Annotated in this window: 11 protein-coding genes and 1 pseudogene; 7 read left to right on the top strand and 5 right to left on the bottom strand. The window is 59.9% G+C overall.

Annotation, left to right across the window (positions count from 1 at the left end):
* Positions 1-5 precede the first annotated feature (5 nt).
* The 6 genes from MOV76_RS12015 (at position 6) to MOV76_RS11990 (ending at position 9,070) form a co-directional block, all read left to right on the top strand.
* The gene (locus MOV76_RS12015) at positions 6-1,472 is read left to right on the top strand and encodes an alpha-glucosidase/alpha-galactosidase (RefSeq protein ID WP_247264593.1); all 1,467 of its coding nucleotides are present in this window, start codon (positions 6-8) and stop codon (positions 1,470-1,472) included.
* Between the two features lie 122 nt (positions 1,473-1,594).
* Complete coding sequence (locus MOV76_RS12010; protein WP_247264592.1) at positions 1,595-3,682, top strand: ABC transporter substrate-binding protein; 2,088 nt, start codon at positions 1,595-1,597, stop codon at positions 3,680-3,682.
* A 171-nt stretch (positions 3,683-3,853) separates the two neighbouring features.
* Positions 3,854-4,861 carry an ABC transporter permease gene (locus MOV76_RS12005; protein WP_026188757.1) on the top strand — a complete coding sequence of 336 codons (1,008 nt, stop codon included), beginning with the start codon at positions 3,854-3,856 and terminating at the stop codon, positions 4,859-4,861.
* A 1-nt stretch (position 4,862) separates the two neighbouring features.
* The gene (locus MOV76_RS12000) at positions 4,863-5,999 is read left to right on the top strand and encodes an ABC transporter permease (RefSeq protein WP_182565546.1); all 1,137 of its coding nucleotides are present in this window, start codon (positions 4,863-4,865) and stop codon (positions 5,997-5,999) included.
* Positions 6,000-6,009: 10 nt separating this feature from the next.
* On the top strand, positions 6,010-7,677 hold the full coding sequence (locus tag MOV76_RS11995; RefSeq protein WP_247264591.1) for an ABC transporter ATP-binding protein: 1,668 nt from the start codon (positions 6,010-6,012) through the stop codon (positions 7,675-7,677).
* Between the two features lie 22 nt (positions 7,678-7,699).
* Positions 7,700-9,070: an alpha-glucosidase/alpha-galactosidase gene (locus MOV76_RS11990; protein ID WP_182565547.1), complete on the top strand. Its 1,371-nt coding sequence runs from the start codon at positions 7,700-7,702 to the stop codon at positions 9,068-9,070.
* Between the two features lie 610 nt (positions 9,071-9,680).
* On the opposite strand, the gene MOV76_RS11985 is transcribed toward MOV76_RS11990, so the two are convergent.
* Together MOV76_RS11985 and MOV76_RS11980 are read right to left on the bottom strand one after the other, a co-directional pair.
* On the bottom strand, positions 9,681-10,022 hold the full coding sequence (locus tag MOV76_RS11985; protein WP_247264590.1) for an NIPSNAP family protein: 342 nt from the start codon (positions 10,020-10,022) through the stop codon (positions 9,681-9,683).
* Between the two features lie 138 nt (positions 10,023-10,160).
* Positions 10,161-10,597 (bottom strand): annotated as a pseudogene (locus MOV76_RS11980) (cupin).
* 364 nt (positions 10,598-10,961) lie between these two features.
* On the opposite strand from MOV76_RS11980, the gene MOV76_RS11975 reads away from it, so the two are divergent.
* Positions 10,962-11,147 (top strand): hypothetical protein, encoded by a 186-nt coding sequence (locus tag MOV76_RS11975; protein ID WP_247264589.1) that lies wholly within the window; start codon positions 10,962-10,964, stop codon positions 11,145-11,147.
* A gap of 233 nt (positions 11,148-11,380) precedes the next feature.
* Here the strand turns inward: MOV76_RS11975 and MOV76_RS11970 are convergent, their stop codons facing one another.
* From MOV76_RS11970 to MOV76_RS11960, 3 genes are all read right to left on the bottom strand, one after another.
* Positions 11,381-11,992: a L,D-transpeptidase gene (locus MOV76_RS11970; RefSeq protein ID WP_247264588.1), complete on the bottom strand. Its 612-nt coding sequence runs from the start codon at positions 11,990-11,992 to the stop codon at positions 11,381-11,383.
* Positions 11,993-12,289: 297 nt separating this feature from the next.
* Complete coding sequence (locus tag MOV76_RS11965) at positions 12,290-12,568, bottom strand: hypothetical protein (protein ID WP_247264587.1); 279 nt, start codon at positions 12,566-12,568, stop codon at positions 12,290-12,292.
* Positions 12,569-12,899: 331 nt separating this feature from the next.
* Positions 12,900-14,897, bottom strand: coding sequence for an AI-2E family transporter (locus MOV76_RS11960; protein WP_247264586.1), 1,998 nt, complete (start codon positions 14,895-14,897; stop codon positions 12,900-12,902).
* Between the last annotated feature and the right edge of the window lie 281 nt (positions 14,898-15,178).

Below are 15,178 nucleotides of genomic sequence, written 5' to 3'. Positions count from 1 at the left end.
AGATCATGAGTTTCAAAATCGCTATCATCGGTGCGGGCAGCGTCGGGTTCACCAAGAAGCTGTTCACCGATATATTGTGCGTTCCGGAGTTTCGCGACATCGAATTCGCGCTGACGGATCTCAGCGAACATAATCTCGAGATGATCAAGGCGATCCTAGACCGCGTCGTCGAGGCGAACGGGCTGCCGACGAAAGTGACGGCGACGACCGACCGGCGCAAGGCACTGGAAGGCGCGCGCTACATCATCAGCTGCGTTCGGGTCGGCGGTCTCGAGGCCTATGCGGATGATATCCGTATTCCGCTGAAATACGGCATCGACCAGTGCGTCGGCGATACGATCTGCGCCGGCGGCATTCTCTACGGCCAGCGCAACATCCCCGTCATCCTCGACTTCTGCAAGGATATCCGCGAGGTGGCCGAGCCCGGCGCCAAATTCCTGAACTATGCCAACCCGATGGCGATGAACACCTGGGCGGCGATCGAATACGGCAAGGTCGATACAGTCGGTCTCTGCCACGGCGTCCAGCATGGCGCCGAACAGATCGCCGAAGTGCTCGGCGCGAAGTCAGTGAGCGAGCTCGACTACATCTGCTCCGGCATCAACCACCAGACCTGGTTCATCGATCTTCGCCTCAACGGCCGCAAGATTGGTAAGGACGAGCTGATTGCCGCCTTCGAGGCGCATCCCGTTTTTTCGCAGCAGGAGAAACTGCGCATCGACGTGCTGAAGCGTTTCGGCGTCTATTCCACCGAAAGCAACGGCCATCTCTCGGAATACCTGCCCTGGTACCGCAAGCGGCCGGATGAGATCACCCGCTGGATCGACATGTCCGACTGGATCCACGGCGAGACCGGCGGTTATCTCCGCCATTCCACTGAAACGCGCAACTGGTTCGAGACGGAGTATCCGCAATTCCTCGAATCGGGCTCGAAGCCGATCAATCCTGCCAAGCGCTCGAACGAGCATGCCAGCCATATCCTTGAGGCGCTGGAAACGAACCGGGTCTATCGCGGCCATTTCAACGTCAAGAATAACGGCGTCATCACCAACCTGCCGTCCGATGCGATCATCGAATCCCCCGGCTTCGTCGACCGCTTCGGCATCAATATGGTCTCCGGCGTCACCTTGCCGGAAGCCTGCGCCGCCACCTGCATTTCCTCCATCAACGTCCAGCGCATGTCGGTGCATGCCGCCATATCAGGCGACATCGACCTTCTGAAGCTTGCCGTTTTGCACGATCCGCTGGTCGGCGCCGTCTCGACGCCGGAAGAGGTCTGGCAGATGGTCGACGAAATGGTCGTTGCCCAGGCCCGCTGGCTGCCGCAATATGCCGACGCCGTGCCGGCCGCCAAGGAACGGTTGTCGAAATCGAAGGTGCAGACCCGCGACTGGGCGGGGGCCGCACGCCGCAACGTTCGCTCGATCGAGGAGCTGCGCGCGGAAAAGGCGGCACTGAAACAGGCCGTCTAAGTTTTATGAAGGATGGGTTGCCATGGGTTTCCGGGAGGGAAGGCCATGGCGTCTGGCCCGCTTTCATGTCGTTCGAGGAAAAGGAGCCGCGTGACTGCGCTCCGGAACAAGAGGGAGAAACGATGATGAATTTCCGCAACGCAGGCATTATGGCCGGACTGGCGCTCAGCGTCTCAGCCGCGGCGCTGAGTGCTTATGCCTCCGAGCCAACCGTTCCACCGGCGCCGGCGGACTTTCCGGCCGAAGGCAAGATCAACTATGTCGCGCGCGACTCCATCCTGGAGTTCAAGGCGCTGCCCGAATATCACGAGCCGGACTGGGTCACGAAGAATTTCGTCGCCACCGGCAAGCTGCCGCCGGTCAAGGATCGGTTGCCGAAGGAGCCGCTGGTCTTCAAGACAGGCAATATGCCCGACGGCATCGGTGTCTACGGCGATACGATGCGCCACGTCATCGGCGGCCGGCCGGAAGGCTGGAACTACGGCGCCGGCCAGACGCAGGGCTGGGGCGGCATCGATATCGGCCTTTCCGAATGCCTGACACGCACCGCGCCGCTGTTCCAGGTGCAGGCCTCAGACACCGAGCCGCTGCCGAACCTCGCCAAGAGCTGGGACTGGTCCGAAGACGGCCATAAGCTGACCATGCACCTGATCGAAGGCGCCAAATGGTCAGACGGCGCGCCGTTCAATGCCGACGACATCATGTTCTACTGGGACGACGAAGTCATCGACCCGAACGTCTCGCCGCTCGGCGGCGGCGCATCGCCGGAAGCCTTCGGCGCCGGGACGACGCTGAAGAAGGTCGACGATTACACCGTCGAATGGACCTTCAAGGAGGCCTTCCCGAAGCAATATCTCTACACGATGTCCTACCCGAATTTCTGCCCGGGTCCCTCGCACATCCTGAAGTCGAAGCATCCGAAATATTCGAAGAACACCTACGACCAGTTCAAGAACGCCTTCCCGCCCGAGTTCATGAACATGCCGGTCATGGGCGCCTGGGTACCGGTCGAATATCGCCCGGACGACATCATCGTCATGCGCCGCAACCCCTATTACTGGAAGGTCGACGAGAAGGGCGATCAGCTGCCCTATCTGAATGAGCTGCACTACAAGCTCTCGACCTGGGCCGACCGTGACGTCCAGGCCGTGGCAGGATCCGCCGACTTCTCGAACCTCGAGCAGCCGGAAAACTTCGTCGCCTCGCTGAAGCGTGCCGCGGAGAAGACGGCGCCCGCCCGCCTTGCCTTCGGCCCGCGTCTCATCGGCTACAATCTCCGCATGAACTTCTCCGCCAACGGCTGGGGCAACCCGGACGAGCGCGGTGAGGCGATCCGCGAGCTGAACCGCAACGAGGACTTCCGCAAGGCCGTCACCATGGCGCTCGACCGCAAGGCAATCGGCGACTCGCTGGTCAAGGGACCGTTCACCGCGATCTATCCCGGTGGGCTCTCCTCCGGCACCAGCTTCTACGACCGCAACTCGACCGTTTACTACCCTTATGATCTTAAGGGCGCCAAGGCGGAACTCGCCAAAGCCGGTCTCAAGGACACCGACGGCAACGGCATCGTGAACTTTCCGGCCGGGACGCTCGGTGGCAAGGATGTCGAAATCGTCATGCTGATCAACAATCAGTACACGACCGACAAGAGCCTTGCCGAAGGTGTCGTCGGCCAGATGGAGAAACTCGGGCTGAAGATCGTCATCAACGCGCTCGATGGGGCCAAGCGTGACGACGCCCATTATGCCGGCCGCTTTGATTGGCTGATTCAGCGCAACACGACGGAACTGTCGTCGGTGGTGCAGAACACCGAACAGCTTGCCCCGGTCGGCCCGCGCACTAGCTGGCACCATCGCGCCGGCAAGGATGACCAGCTCGATCTGATGCCCTTCGAAAAGGAGCTTGTCGACGTCGTCAACAAGTTCAGGACGAGCCAGAACAACGACGAGCGCGTCGATCTGATGAAGCAGTATCAGAAGATCTCGACGGAACACGTCAACACCGTCGGCCTGACGGAATATCCCGGCGCGCTGATCGTCAACAAGCGGTTCTCCAACGTGCCCCAGGGTACGCCGATCATGATGTTCAACTGGGCTGAAGATTCGGTGATCCGCGAACGCCTGTGGGTGGCTGCGGACAAGCAGGGCAAATACGAGCTGTTCCCCGAACAGCTGCCCGGCAAGCCCGGCGAAAAGGGCCCGATTAACTGATGCCTGTCATCAGGACACAAAGCTAAAGCGCGTCGCATGTGATGCGACGCTGGAGAGTTCCCTCCCAGCTGAAGTGAGATTCAGGCCGCGCGTGGCGCGCGGCCTGATATGACCAACAAGCCGGCCGCGCTGACAAGGAGCGACTGGCGGCAAGGAGAAGCGAACCGTTCGATGTTACGATTCCTGCTCGTGCGCATAGCCTCTGCGATCCCCATTCTCTTCATCCTGAGTGTGGTGACCTTCGCGATCATCCAGGCACCACCCGGCGACTACGCCGATTATATAAGATCCCAGCTGATCAACCAGGGCGGCGCATCCTATGCCCAGGCCGAAGCGCAGGCGCAGCTCTACCGGGTCGAACACGGACTCGATAAGCCGCTGGTCGTCCAATACGTCAACTGGATCGGCGGGATCGTGACCCGCGGTGATTTCGGCTACAGCATGTTTTACAACAAGCCGGTCGCCGATGTCGTCGGTGAACGCCTGCCGCGGACATTGCTTCTGGCGCTCGTCTGCCACCTCTTCGCCTCGGTGCTCGGCATCGGCTTCGGCATCTGGGCGGCGACGCGCCAATACAGCTGGATCGACAGCCTGCTTTCGGGGATTTCCTTCCTCGGCATGACGGTGCCGCGCTTCCTGATGGCGCTGATTATCGTCTATCTCCTGGTTTTCCAGCTTAACGTCTCCGAAATCGGCAGCTTCTTCTCGCCGCAATATGGCGGGGCGCCCTGGTCGTGGGCGAAATTTGTCGATCTGGTTCACCATGTCTGGCCGGTCGTGGCGATCGCCACCTTCGGTGGGCTCGCCTATAATATGCGCGTCATGCGCGGCAATCTGCTCGATACGCTGAATGCCCAATATGTCGAGACGGCCAAGGCCAAGGGGCTTTCCGGCGCAGCCGTGGTGATGCGCCATGCGGTGCCGAACGCGCTGCACCCGCTGGTGATGTATCAGGGCGTCGTGTTGCCCTACATGCTGACCGGCGAGATCGAAACCGCGATCATCTTCGCTTTGCCGACCGTCGGCCCGGCGATCGTCGGCTCGATGGCGGTCGGCGACGTCTATGTCACCGCCACCTTCATGATGGTGCTATCGGCGACGCTGATCGTCGGCAACATCATCGCCGACATGCTGCTCGCCCTGCTCGATCCCCGTGTCCGCCAATATGGAGGAGCCTGAGATGCTGGCTTTCGACTCCGCGCCCCCTCCGCCGACCACAGACCTTTCCATCAACAAGCCATCGCGTGGCCATGAAAGCTATATCGCCCTTGTCTGGCGCCGGCTGAGGCGCTCCTGGACCGGCATGGCAGGGCTCGTGCTCGTTGTGCTCCTGATCGTCATGGCGATCTTTGCCGATTTCTTTGCGCCGATGGACCCCAAGGCGACCGATGTCGGCTTTGCGCCGCCGCAGGTAATGAGCTTCCACGACAAGGACGGCAATTTCGTCTTCCAGCCGCGTGTCTATGCGCTCTCCGATTCCGAAGAGCTCGACCCCGTCACCTTCCAGCCGATCGTCGGCATCGACTACGACAATCCGCGGCTGCTCGGCTTCTTCGTCAAGGGCGCTGAATACCGGCTTTTCGGCCTGATCCCGGCCAGCCGGCACTTCTTCGGCTCGACCGATGGCCAGCCGGTGCATTTCCTCGGCACCGACAAGTTCGGCCGCGATGTGCTGTCACGCGCCATCATCGGCTCGCGCATCTCGCTGACGATTGCCCTGACGGTGGTCTTCATCGTCACCATCATCGGCACGACCGTCGGAATGGTGTCCGGTTATTTCGGCGGCACATTCGATATCTGGTTGCAGCGTTTCGTCGAATTGGTGCTCGCCTTCCCACAACTGCCGCTCTATCTGGCGCTGACCTCGCTGATCCCGGTGACGGCGCCGACCAACGTCTTCCTTGCCTTTGTCATCGCCGTGATGTCGGCGCTCGGCTGGGCGCAGATGTCGCGCGAGGTGCGCGGCAAGACCTTAGCACTTGCCCGCATCGACTATGTCCGGGCGGCAATGGCCGTCGGCGCCACCGACACGCGCATCATCATGCAGCACATCTTCCCGAACGTGATGAGCCACGTCATCGTCGCGGTGACGCTGCATATACCGAGCGTCGTGCTGCTGGAATCCTTCCTGGGATTCCTCGGCTTTGCCGTCAAGCCGCCGCTGATTTCCTGGGGGCTGATGCTGCAGGATACGGCGACCTATTCGGTCATCGGCTCCTATCCCTGGATTCTCTCCCCCGTCGGCTTCGTGCTCGTCACCGTCTTCGCATTCAATGCGCTCGGCGACGGATTGCGCGACGCGGTCGATCCTTATTGAGGTGATTGATATGGCTCTTGCACTGGTCAATTCCTTCGCCCCGCCCGTCCGCCACGACCATGATGGCCGTTCGGACACGCCTATTATCGACGCCCGCAATGTGGCGGTGAATTTCAAGGTCGAAGACGGTATGGTCGAAGCCGTCAAGGACGTCTCCTTCCAGCTCTATCGCGGCGAGACCATCGCGATCGTCGGCGAATCCGGTTCGGGCAAATCGGTAACGGCGCGAACGGTCATGGGGCTCTTGTCGAAGCGCGCCGTCGTCTCCGAGAAATCGACGGTCGCCTATGACGGCAGCAACATCCTGAAATTTTCCGAGCGGGCGCGCCGCAAGCTGCGCGGCGACCGCATCTCGATGATCTTCCAGGAGCCGATGAGCTCGCTGAACCCGATCTATACGATCGGCAGCCAGATCGTCGAAGCGATCCGCGTGCATCGCCGGATCAGCAAGAGGGATGCGCAAAAGCGGGCGCTCGAACTGCTCGAACATGTGCAGATCCCCGATCCCGCCGCGCGGCTCATGCAATATCCGCATCAGCTTTCCGGCGGCCAGCGCCAGCGCGTGATGATCGCCATGGCGCTTGCCAACGATCCTGATGTGCTGATCGCCGACGAGCCGACGACGGCGCTCGACGTGACCGTGCAGGCGCAGATCCTGAACCTGATCCGCAACCTGCAGAAGGAACTGGGGATGGCCGTCATCCTCATCACCCATGACCTGACCGTGGTGCGGCAGTTCTCGGATTACGTCTATGTGATGCAGTACGGTGAAGTGCGCGAGCACAACACCACCGAAGCGCTGTTTGCCAATCCGCAGGACACCTATACCAAGCATCTGCTTGCCTCCGAGCCGCGTGGCCAGGCCAATCCGCTGCCGGAGGGATCGGATGTCATCCTCGATGCCAAGGGCGTGCGTGTCTCCTTCATGATGCGTCACGGAACCTTTCTCAAGCCGGCGATGCGTGAGCTTGTCGCCGTGGACAGCCTCGATCTGACGCTGCGCCGTCACGAGACGCTCGGCCTCGTCGGCGAATCCGGCTCCGGCAAGACGACATTCGGCCAAGCGATCCTACGCCTGAACACGCCCGATAGCGGCCAGATCCATTTCGACCATCAGCCGATCCACGGCCTTTCCAGAGCCGAGATGCGGCCCTTGCGCGCCCGCATGCAGGTGGTGTTCCAGGACCCGTTCTCATCGCTCAACCCGCGGATGACGATCGGCCAGATCATCGAGGAAGGGCTCGTCGTCAACAGGCTGGGCGCGACCAAGGCCGAACGGCAGGACCGGGTGCGCGAGGCGCTTGTCGCCGCCGGCATGCCGGGCAATATCCTGTCGCGTTTCCCGCACGAATTTTCCGGCGGCCAGCGCCAGCGCATAGCCATTGCCCGCGCCATCGCGCTGGAGCCGGAATTTATCCTGCTCGACGAGCCGACATCGGCACTCGACCTTTCCGTCCAAGCGCAGATCATCGAACTCCTGCGCAAGCTGCAGGACGAGCGCGGCCTGAGTTACCTCTTCATCTCTCACGATCTCAAGGTCGTCAGGGCGCTTTGCCATCGCGTCATCGTCATGCAGCATGGCAAGATCGTCGAAGAAGGACCCGTCAACGAAGTTCTATCCCATCCCAAGACCGCCTACACCGAACGGCTCGTCAAGGCCGCTTTCGAGGTAGCATGATTGCCGAATGCCGGAGGTTATAATGGCAAGAAATCCCAAAATCACTTTCATCGGAGCTGGCTCCACCGTCTTCATGAAGAACATCGTTGGCGATGTGCTGCAGCGTCCGGCTCTGTCGGGCGCGACGATCGCCTTGATGGATCTCAATCCGCAGCGGCTTGAGGAAAGCGCCGTCGTCGTCAACAAGCTGATCTCGACGCTCGGCGTGAAGGCGAAGGCCGAGACCTATTCCGACCAGCGCAAGGCGCTTGCCGGCGCCGATTTCGTCGTCGTCGCTTTCCAGATCGGCGGTTACGAACCCTGCACGGTCACCGATTTCGAAGTGCCGAAGAAATACGGGCTGCGGCAGACGATCGCCGATACGCTCGGCGTCGGCGGCATCATGCGCGGCTTGCGCACCGTGCCGCATCTCTGGAAGGTCTGCGAAGACATGCTCGCCGTCTGCCCCGAGGCGATCATGCTGCAATATGTCAACCCGATGGCGATCAACACCTGGGCGATATCAGAGAAATATCCGACCATTCGCCAGGTCGGCCTCTGCCACTCGGTGCAGGGCACGGCGATGGAACTGGCCCATGACCTCGACATTCCCTACGAGGAAATCCGCTACCGGGCGGCCGGCATCAACCACATGGCCTTCTATCTCAAATTCGAGCATCACCAGCCGGACGGTTCCTACCGCAACCTCTATCCCGACCTGCTGCGCGCCTATCGCGAGGGCAGGGCGCCGAAGCCCGGCTGGAACCCGCGCTGCCCGAACAAGGTGCGCTACGAGATGCTGACGCGGCTCGGCTATTTCGTCACCGAAAGCTCGGAGCATTTCGCCGAATATACGCCCTATTTCATCAAGGAGGGTCGCGAGGACCTGATCGAGAAATTCGGCATTCCGCTCGATGAATATCCGAAACGCTGCATCGAGCAGATCGAGCGCTGGAAAGGGCAGGCGGAGGCCTATCGTTCAGCCGACAAGATCGAGGTCGCGCCGTCGAAGGAATATGCCTCCTCGATCATCAATTCGGTCTGGACCGGCGAGCCCTCGGTCATCTACGGCAATGTCCGCAACAATGGCTGCATCACCTCGCTGCCCGCCAATTGCGCCGCCGAGGTGCCCTGCCTTGTCGATGCCTCCGGCATCCAGCCGACGTTCATCGGCGACCTGCCGCCGCAGCTAACGGCGCTGATCCGCACCAATATCAACGTCCAGGAACTGACGGTGCAGGCGCTGATGACGGAAAATCGCGAGCATATCTATCACGCCGCGATGATGGACCCGCATACGGCGGCCGAACTCGACCTCGACCAGATCTGGTCGCTGGTCGACGATCTGCTCGCCACCCACGGCGACTGGCTGCCCGAATGGGCACGCACGGCTCGCAAGGTACAGGCCGCCTGACCCCCTCTCCCAGGTGAGGCGTCAAGAAGCCCCGCGGTCGCAACAACCGCGGGGCTTTTTTTGAGCAAGGTGTCGTTGCTGACGGGAAGCATGAGCAGCTGAAGCAAAACGCGCCGCCGGGCGTCCTCCAAGCGCGAGGGCCAGATGGCGGACGAGATGCTCGAGACGTCGGGTTCGTCTGGCGTAGGGAGGTAGCACATCGCCGAACCGCTCGGCGAATCTCTGCCTGCCGCAGAGCACCGCGTCACAGGTGAACCTCCGCGTGCGCATGAGAAGCCTGACAGCGCCGTCCCGACAGGGGGAGGTCCGCGACCTGGCGGCAATCGCAGCTTCGAACCCGTTCGCGACATTTGTCCGCATGCCGGACATGACGCGGTTAGCGCCGGCTCGAGAAAGCAAGATGCAGGTCTCGTCGTCAATGTGTGGAATGCGTTCGGCGATGAAACCAGCATGTACCAAATCAGAAAGGCGAAACTTAGTGCTCGTCAGGCTGACTCCTTGGTGGAAACCAGCAAAGCAGCATCGTTACAACTGCATCAAAACCCCAATATTCGACGCCGAATCACGCCGAAAAGACTTCCCAATCAATTGCGTGCTGCGTTTCCGCCCGTTATTCCGACGGCTTGGAGAAGCCGCGGTAAAAGCTCGTCGGCTGCAGCAGCGAACTGGCGATGTTGGCAACGATCTGCCCATCCGCCTCGCTCTTTGCCCTCGCTTCCTGCCACTCGCGATCGGCCACGAACTCGGCCCACTTCTGCTCGCGCTCCGCCAGCGACCGCCATTCGAGCAGGTAGGTCAGATCGTTGCTGGAAGAACCGATCATCGTCGTCCAGAAACCGAGTGAGCGGATGGCGAGTCGGTCCCAGATCGCCAGCGTCGCGGTCTCAAAACGCTGCTGCAGTGCCGGCAGCCTCCCCGGCAGACATGTATAGATGCGCAATTCGTGGATCATCGGATGCTCCTCATGTTAGTCAGGCTAGATCGTGAATATCGTTCAGCGCTGGAAAAAGCGAGGGGCCGCGTATCCGCTTGTCGGGCGCTTGTTCTTAATCCTGCGGCAGACTGCGAAATCGGGCACTGTGCCCGATGACTACCGCCATTTCTCCGTGAGAAATCCTGACGATCCTTGGACGGGGTCGGTGTGGGGTAGGGGGACTGACGAGATTTTCGCCAGCATTTGCCTTGAGGGAGCCGACGTCTGAATGTCGGCATACTGTCCCTTAGGATAAGCGCCTACCACCTGGAAGTCCGACGTGCAGCCGAGATTTCGGTGCCCTGTTCCGGCTGGAAGTACAAGGCAGTCTCCCGCTACCACATCAAGCTCTTGACCGTCGGGACCGCCGATCAACAGCTTGGCGCTGCCAAGACACCGTTTATCCAGATGCCTATCCAACCGTTTGCAGCGAAACGACGGCCGAAATCAGTAGGTTCCGCGTCAGCAAAGAGCCCTCTGTAAAGCAATACAGGAAGATGCGGATTGTTCGGGACCCAGTCGCCCGGCTTGAAAAATATCGTCTCGATGTTCATGTTGAAATTCCCAGGCGAGTTGTCAATTGCCGCCAGCCGACGGCCATCAAGCCGTCGACGTTGTCCCCCCAACTCTTATGCAGCGTTTCCATTGAACTCATCTGCGATGATGTTCTCAAAAGTTAAACTTTGGCGATCACCAGCGGTTCCTTGGCGTGCCGCAGTTTCGAAGAGGCCGCATTCCGACTGATGCGCAAGGGCGCCCCTATGCCGGGCCTCATTTGGTCTCGGATTGTCAATCTGATAAGTCACAACAAGATGCATTTGGGGCGGGAACGTGATCTGGTGAAATGCCTTCGTCTTGGTGTTAGCGCCGTCTATTGCACTTTCACCATACAGCCATGCTGTGGCAGGCAGTTTAGACATGCGCTTCGACCACCACGTCGTCATCACCAAAGGGAGCGATGGCCACGATAGCCCGAAAATCGACGACCGAGAGGTCCTGAAGAATTACTATGTCGACGTCGATGAGACGCATGTTGTCGATGGGGTCGGGGTAGCTGTCGGAACCTCGTCGGAAGCGGATATGCGTGGGAGGGATCGCCGTTAGTGGTTTCCTTCCCGAAAGCACAAAATCCACGAATTGATGGTCCGCTCGGCCCTTTCGGAGACAAGCTCATACCTTGCACTCCGGCGTTGCGGACCTTTCTGCCTGGAAACCGTCCGGCCAGAAAATCAAGGTGAACCCGCCCGTGAAGACATGGCCTGAAAAGGCGAAGGCGGAACTTCGTCAGTGGTCAGCGAAATGGAAATGACGGGACAGTTCGGTCAAGTGATATTCGATCACCGCTGGACGATCACCCGGGTCCCCGGCTGAACCATATCGTAAAGCTCCTCGACGTCCTCGCGGTACATCCGAAAGCATCCGCTCGATGCATTGGTGCCGATGGAGGAGGGGTCGTTGGTGCCGTGGATGCGCAGCAGTCCGTCGGCAAGGTAGATCGCGCGAGTTCCGAGCGGATTTGCGGGGCCGGGTTTCACGACGGCCGGAAGCCGTGGGTTCTTCTGCCGCATGCTGGCCGTGGGTCGCCATTCGGGATGCAATCGTTTCGACACCACCCGCGTCGTGCCGTACCATTGCTTGCCTTCGCGGCCGACTGCGATGGGGTAGGCGAACTGTTCGCCCTGTGCGGTCGTGTAAATCAGAGTGTGCTCACGCGTGGCGATGACGACGGTTCCCCTTCTAATTCGCGGCGATGGCTCCCGACGTTCTTGCAAAGGTTCCCGATAGCCAGGCTCTGGCTCGTAGTAGGGAGGAGGGGGATACGGACTGTAGGGATCATCATAGTCGTAGCCCCCATATTCGTCGTATCCGTCATACGGGTCATAAACTTGGGCCTGGGCAAGTATGGGCGTCAGCAAAAGGGCCGCAACAAGGAGAGCCATCAATCTCATTTTACGCAATCCGTCTGTTATACAGCCTGATTGGGCGGAATTGTGTGGCGGTACAATGGCGGGTTCAGTCTGGATTCCACGGTGATCACTCGTCGCTCCCATCAACCGCTGAGTTCCTGTCTGCTTCAATAAAGCGGAATGGTGACCAAGCGATATAGGCAAATTTCAAAATGCATCGCGGCCTAAGTTCACCGGTCGAACCCGATGGTCATATGCAGCGCGTCGTCAGCCTCCTCCCGATGGCGCGCTATCCTTCGTCCTCTGATCAAAACCGGACTACCATACCAACGACTGTCATTAGAAAGATGAGGAGGGAACCACTCCGATAGTTCGCACAGGTGGTTCCTGTTCAAACATTTTGTTTTGTTGCTCGTCACCGGGGCTAAGTGCCTCGCGCACTTCATCGTCTTCCCAACCCGCCTCGATGGCGGAAGCCACAAGCGTCGCGATTTTCTCGGTTTCCGACGCATGCGAAGTCTCATCCAGGCGGCGTCTGGCGGTCTCCAGGCACTGACGGAGGTTCGAAACGCGACTGGGGTCGTTACGGTCGTAGCTTGGTGATGCGACGTATGTCATTGGAAGCTCCCTGCTGATCGAGAGGAACACTTGAACAGAAATCCGGTTCCACACTACGCACCTGCGGTAAGCGCCGCCGTTTGCCGCCGGCGCTTACGTCACGTATTGGCGGTGATCCGCCTGCATCCGCGTTCATCAAGCGTCATCCTGGCGAATGGCCGGTGGCTGTGCCGCAGATGGACCATATGCTCTGACCACTGGCGCATGTGCTTGACGTACGGTGGTAGGCTTTCCTGCTTCGGGAACCGCCCACGATTTGCTCACTATTGTTAGCTTGGTCTTGCCGACTGACAGGGCGCATCTTATGGCCGCCTGATCGGCCACTGGACACCTAAATCTCAGCGCGCGCGGCGGCTATGCCCGTCTTGTTCGAGGGCCGCCTGGTACGGATCTTGCGCGCGGGCGTCACCAATGATGGTGGTGCATCGGCGAGTGCCTCGCGGGCAGCCGAGGTCAAGGTTGTGGCAACGAAATCCGCCTCCCCAAGCGCGGGCGGCTGCCTTTCCTCCTGGTTTTCCACCCAAAGAACCGCGCCGACGCGAATGGCTGGGTATATGCGCTTGAACCGACGAACAAGTATGGTGGCGTGCCTTGCCGAGTCCTCGTTGAGGAAGCAAACTACGATGGCGTTCGATTGTTTCGGAACGAGGCTCATGGCGCGGCGATTGGGGATGTCAGAATGCCTCGCTGCGACCACCTCGGCTCCCTGTACCTGAAGAATCTGGGCAAGCATCGCAGCCGACGCATCGTCGAGCGGGCCCCTACCTCCGACGCAAAAGACGGTCTTGCCCCGTCCGTCAGGTAGTTCGCTTTCATCCCCATTCCCTTCCTTGGGAGGGGTGCTGGGCCGACCTGCCGCTTCCGTCTCCTTCTGTTCCTCTTCCTCTTCCTCTTCCTGCTCTTCTTCCTCCGCGATTTCCGCGAGGTTCGAGACCAGTGTGATGGCGGTCCCAAACACCTGTTCCATCTGCTCCGCGGTCAAGACGCCTCGACGCCTGTCCTTCTCCGCGAGTAGAAGGGCGGGAATGGCAACCTTGCCATAGTAATCCTCCAGATAATCCTCCTCGAGGAATTCCTCAGCGTAGTCGGTCGCCTCATCGGGATCGCCGGCAAGAAGCCGCTGGTACAGCCGCTCCTTGGGATCGAGCACCGGGTCACTACCAAAAACGACCTCAAGGAATTCGAACTGCGGGACATACCGGCCCAACACTGCAAGACACACGGTCAGCGGCGTGGACAGCACAAGACCGACTGGTCCCCACAGCCATGCCCAAAAAATCGCCGCGACGATGATTGCCAGCGGAGAGAGGCCGGTACGAGAACCATAGAGCCAGGGCTCGATGACGTTGTTGCTGGTCAATTCCAGCACGAGGAAGATGGCCCCCACCCACAGAACAAGGCTCCAGCCAGGGTCAACTGCAAAGGCCAGGAACAGCGGCAGAACCGTCGCGATTACAGGCCCGATATAAGGGACAAATCGAAGGACGATGGCTAGCATCCCCCAGAGCGCTGGATTTGGAATGCCAACCGCCCATAGTCCGAGCGCCAATGGGACGCCGTAGGCGCAGTTCACCACCAGCTGCATAAGAAGATACCGCGCGACGCGGCTACCTGCCTCCTGAATGGCTTCTGTTGTGCGATGCAGATCGCCATAGCCAACGAGCCTGATAAAGCGATCGCGAAGCTCTTCCCGCTCTAAAAGCATGAATATTACGACGACGATGATCAAGCCCAATGAGGCGATGGGGCCAAGCAGCGGACCAATCAGGCTAGTCAGCGTTTCAATTGGTCTACTCGGCGCGAATATCTCAACGAGCACAGGCTCCCTTGGTCTTGATGCGGTACCGGGAGCAACTGGGCGCTCCTCGGCGTTGCTGAGCTCACGACCGACGCTCTCAACGACTGATGTCAGGCGCCGCACAATACCGCTATCCGTTCCACTTTCCTGGAGAGACCGAATTTTTGCTATGATGTTGCCTTGGTAGGCCGGAAGGTTCTGGGCGACTTCGGCTACGTGTCCCGCTACGACAAGCCCGAACAGGACGAGGACAAGAAAAGCGATCACGACAGTGACTATGACCGCCGCAATACGAGGCATGCCAAGCTTTCGAAGGCGAGAGGAGATGGGAGCCAACGCGAACGTCAACAGCACTGCGATTGCTAGAGGAAGAAGGACTTCCTTGCCAAAATACAGAATGGCAATAACAGCGAGTACACTCGCGAAGGCAGGCATGCGTGAAGGGGAGGATGGCGAGGTCGAATAGACGCGGCGGGGGCCGAGGTCATTTTCCAATTCCGCCTCCGTGATCTTGGCGTCGCTCGAAGACATCGATGTGTCGGTCGTTCTCACCAAGTCTTTTGAAATTAGGGCGCAGATTGGCCTCGGCAATGGTTGAGACGTACCTCCCTCGACGGGCTTTAGGGCATAGGGTCCGAAAAACAGCGGCGCCGAGCCGGGGCGGGTCACGGTAGTTCGGGATCGCAGGAGGAACGCGAAACGAAGGAGATCCTCTTTGCAGAGCTACCAAGTGCGATCGTGCCTTCCTAAATCCGGTCAACCGCAAAAAGGCGTGGATCCCACCGCTTACCAGTTGGAACAATCGACTGAAA

The organism is Rhizobium sp. PRIMUS64, assembly GCF_023006465.1.
GTDB lineage: Bacteria > Pseudomonadota > Alphaproteobacteria > Rhizobiales > Rhizobiaceae > Rhizobium > Rhizobium leguminosarum.
The sequence above is the reverse complement of the archived record's forward strand: the minus strand, read 5'-3'. Positions and strand labels throughout refer to the sequence as shown.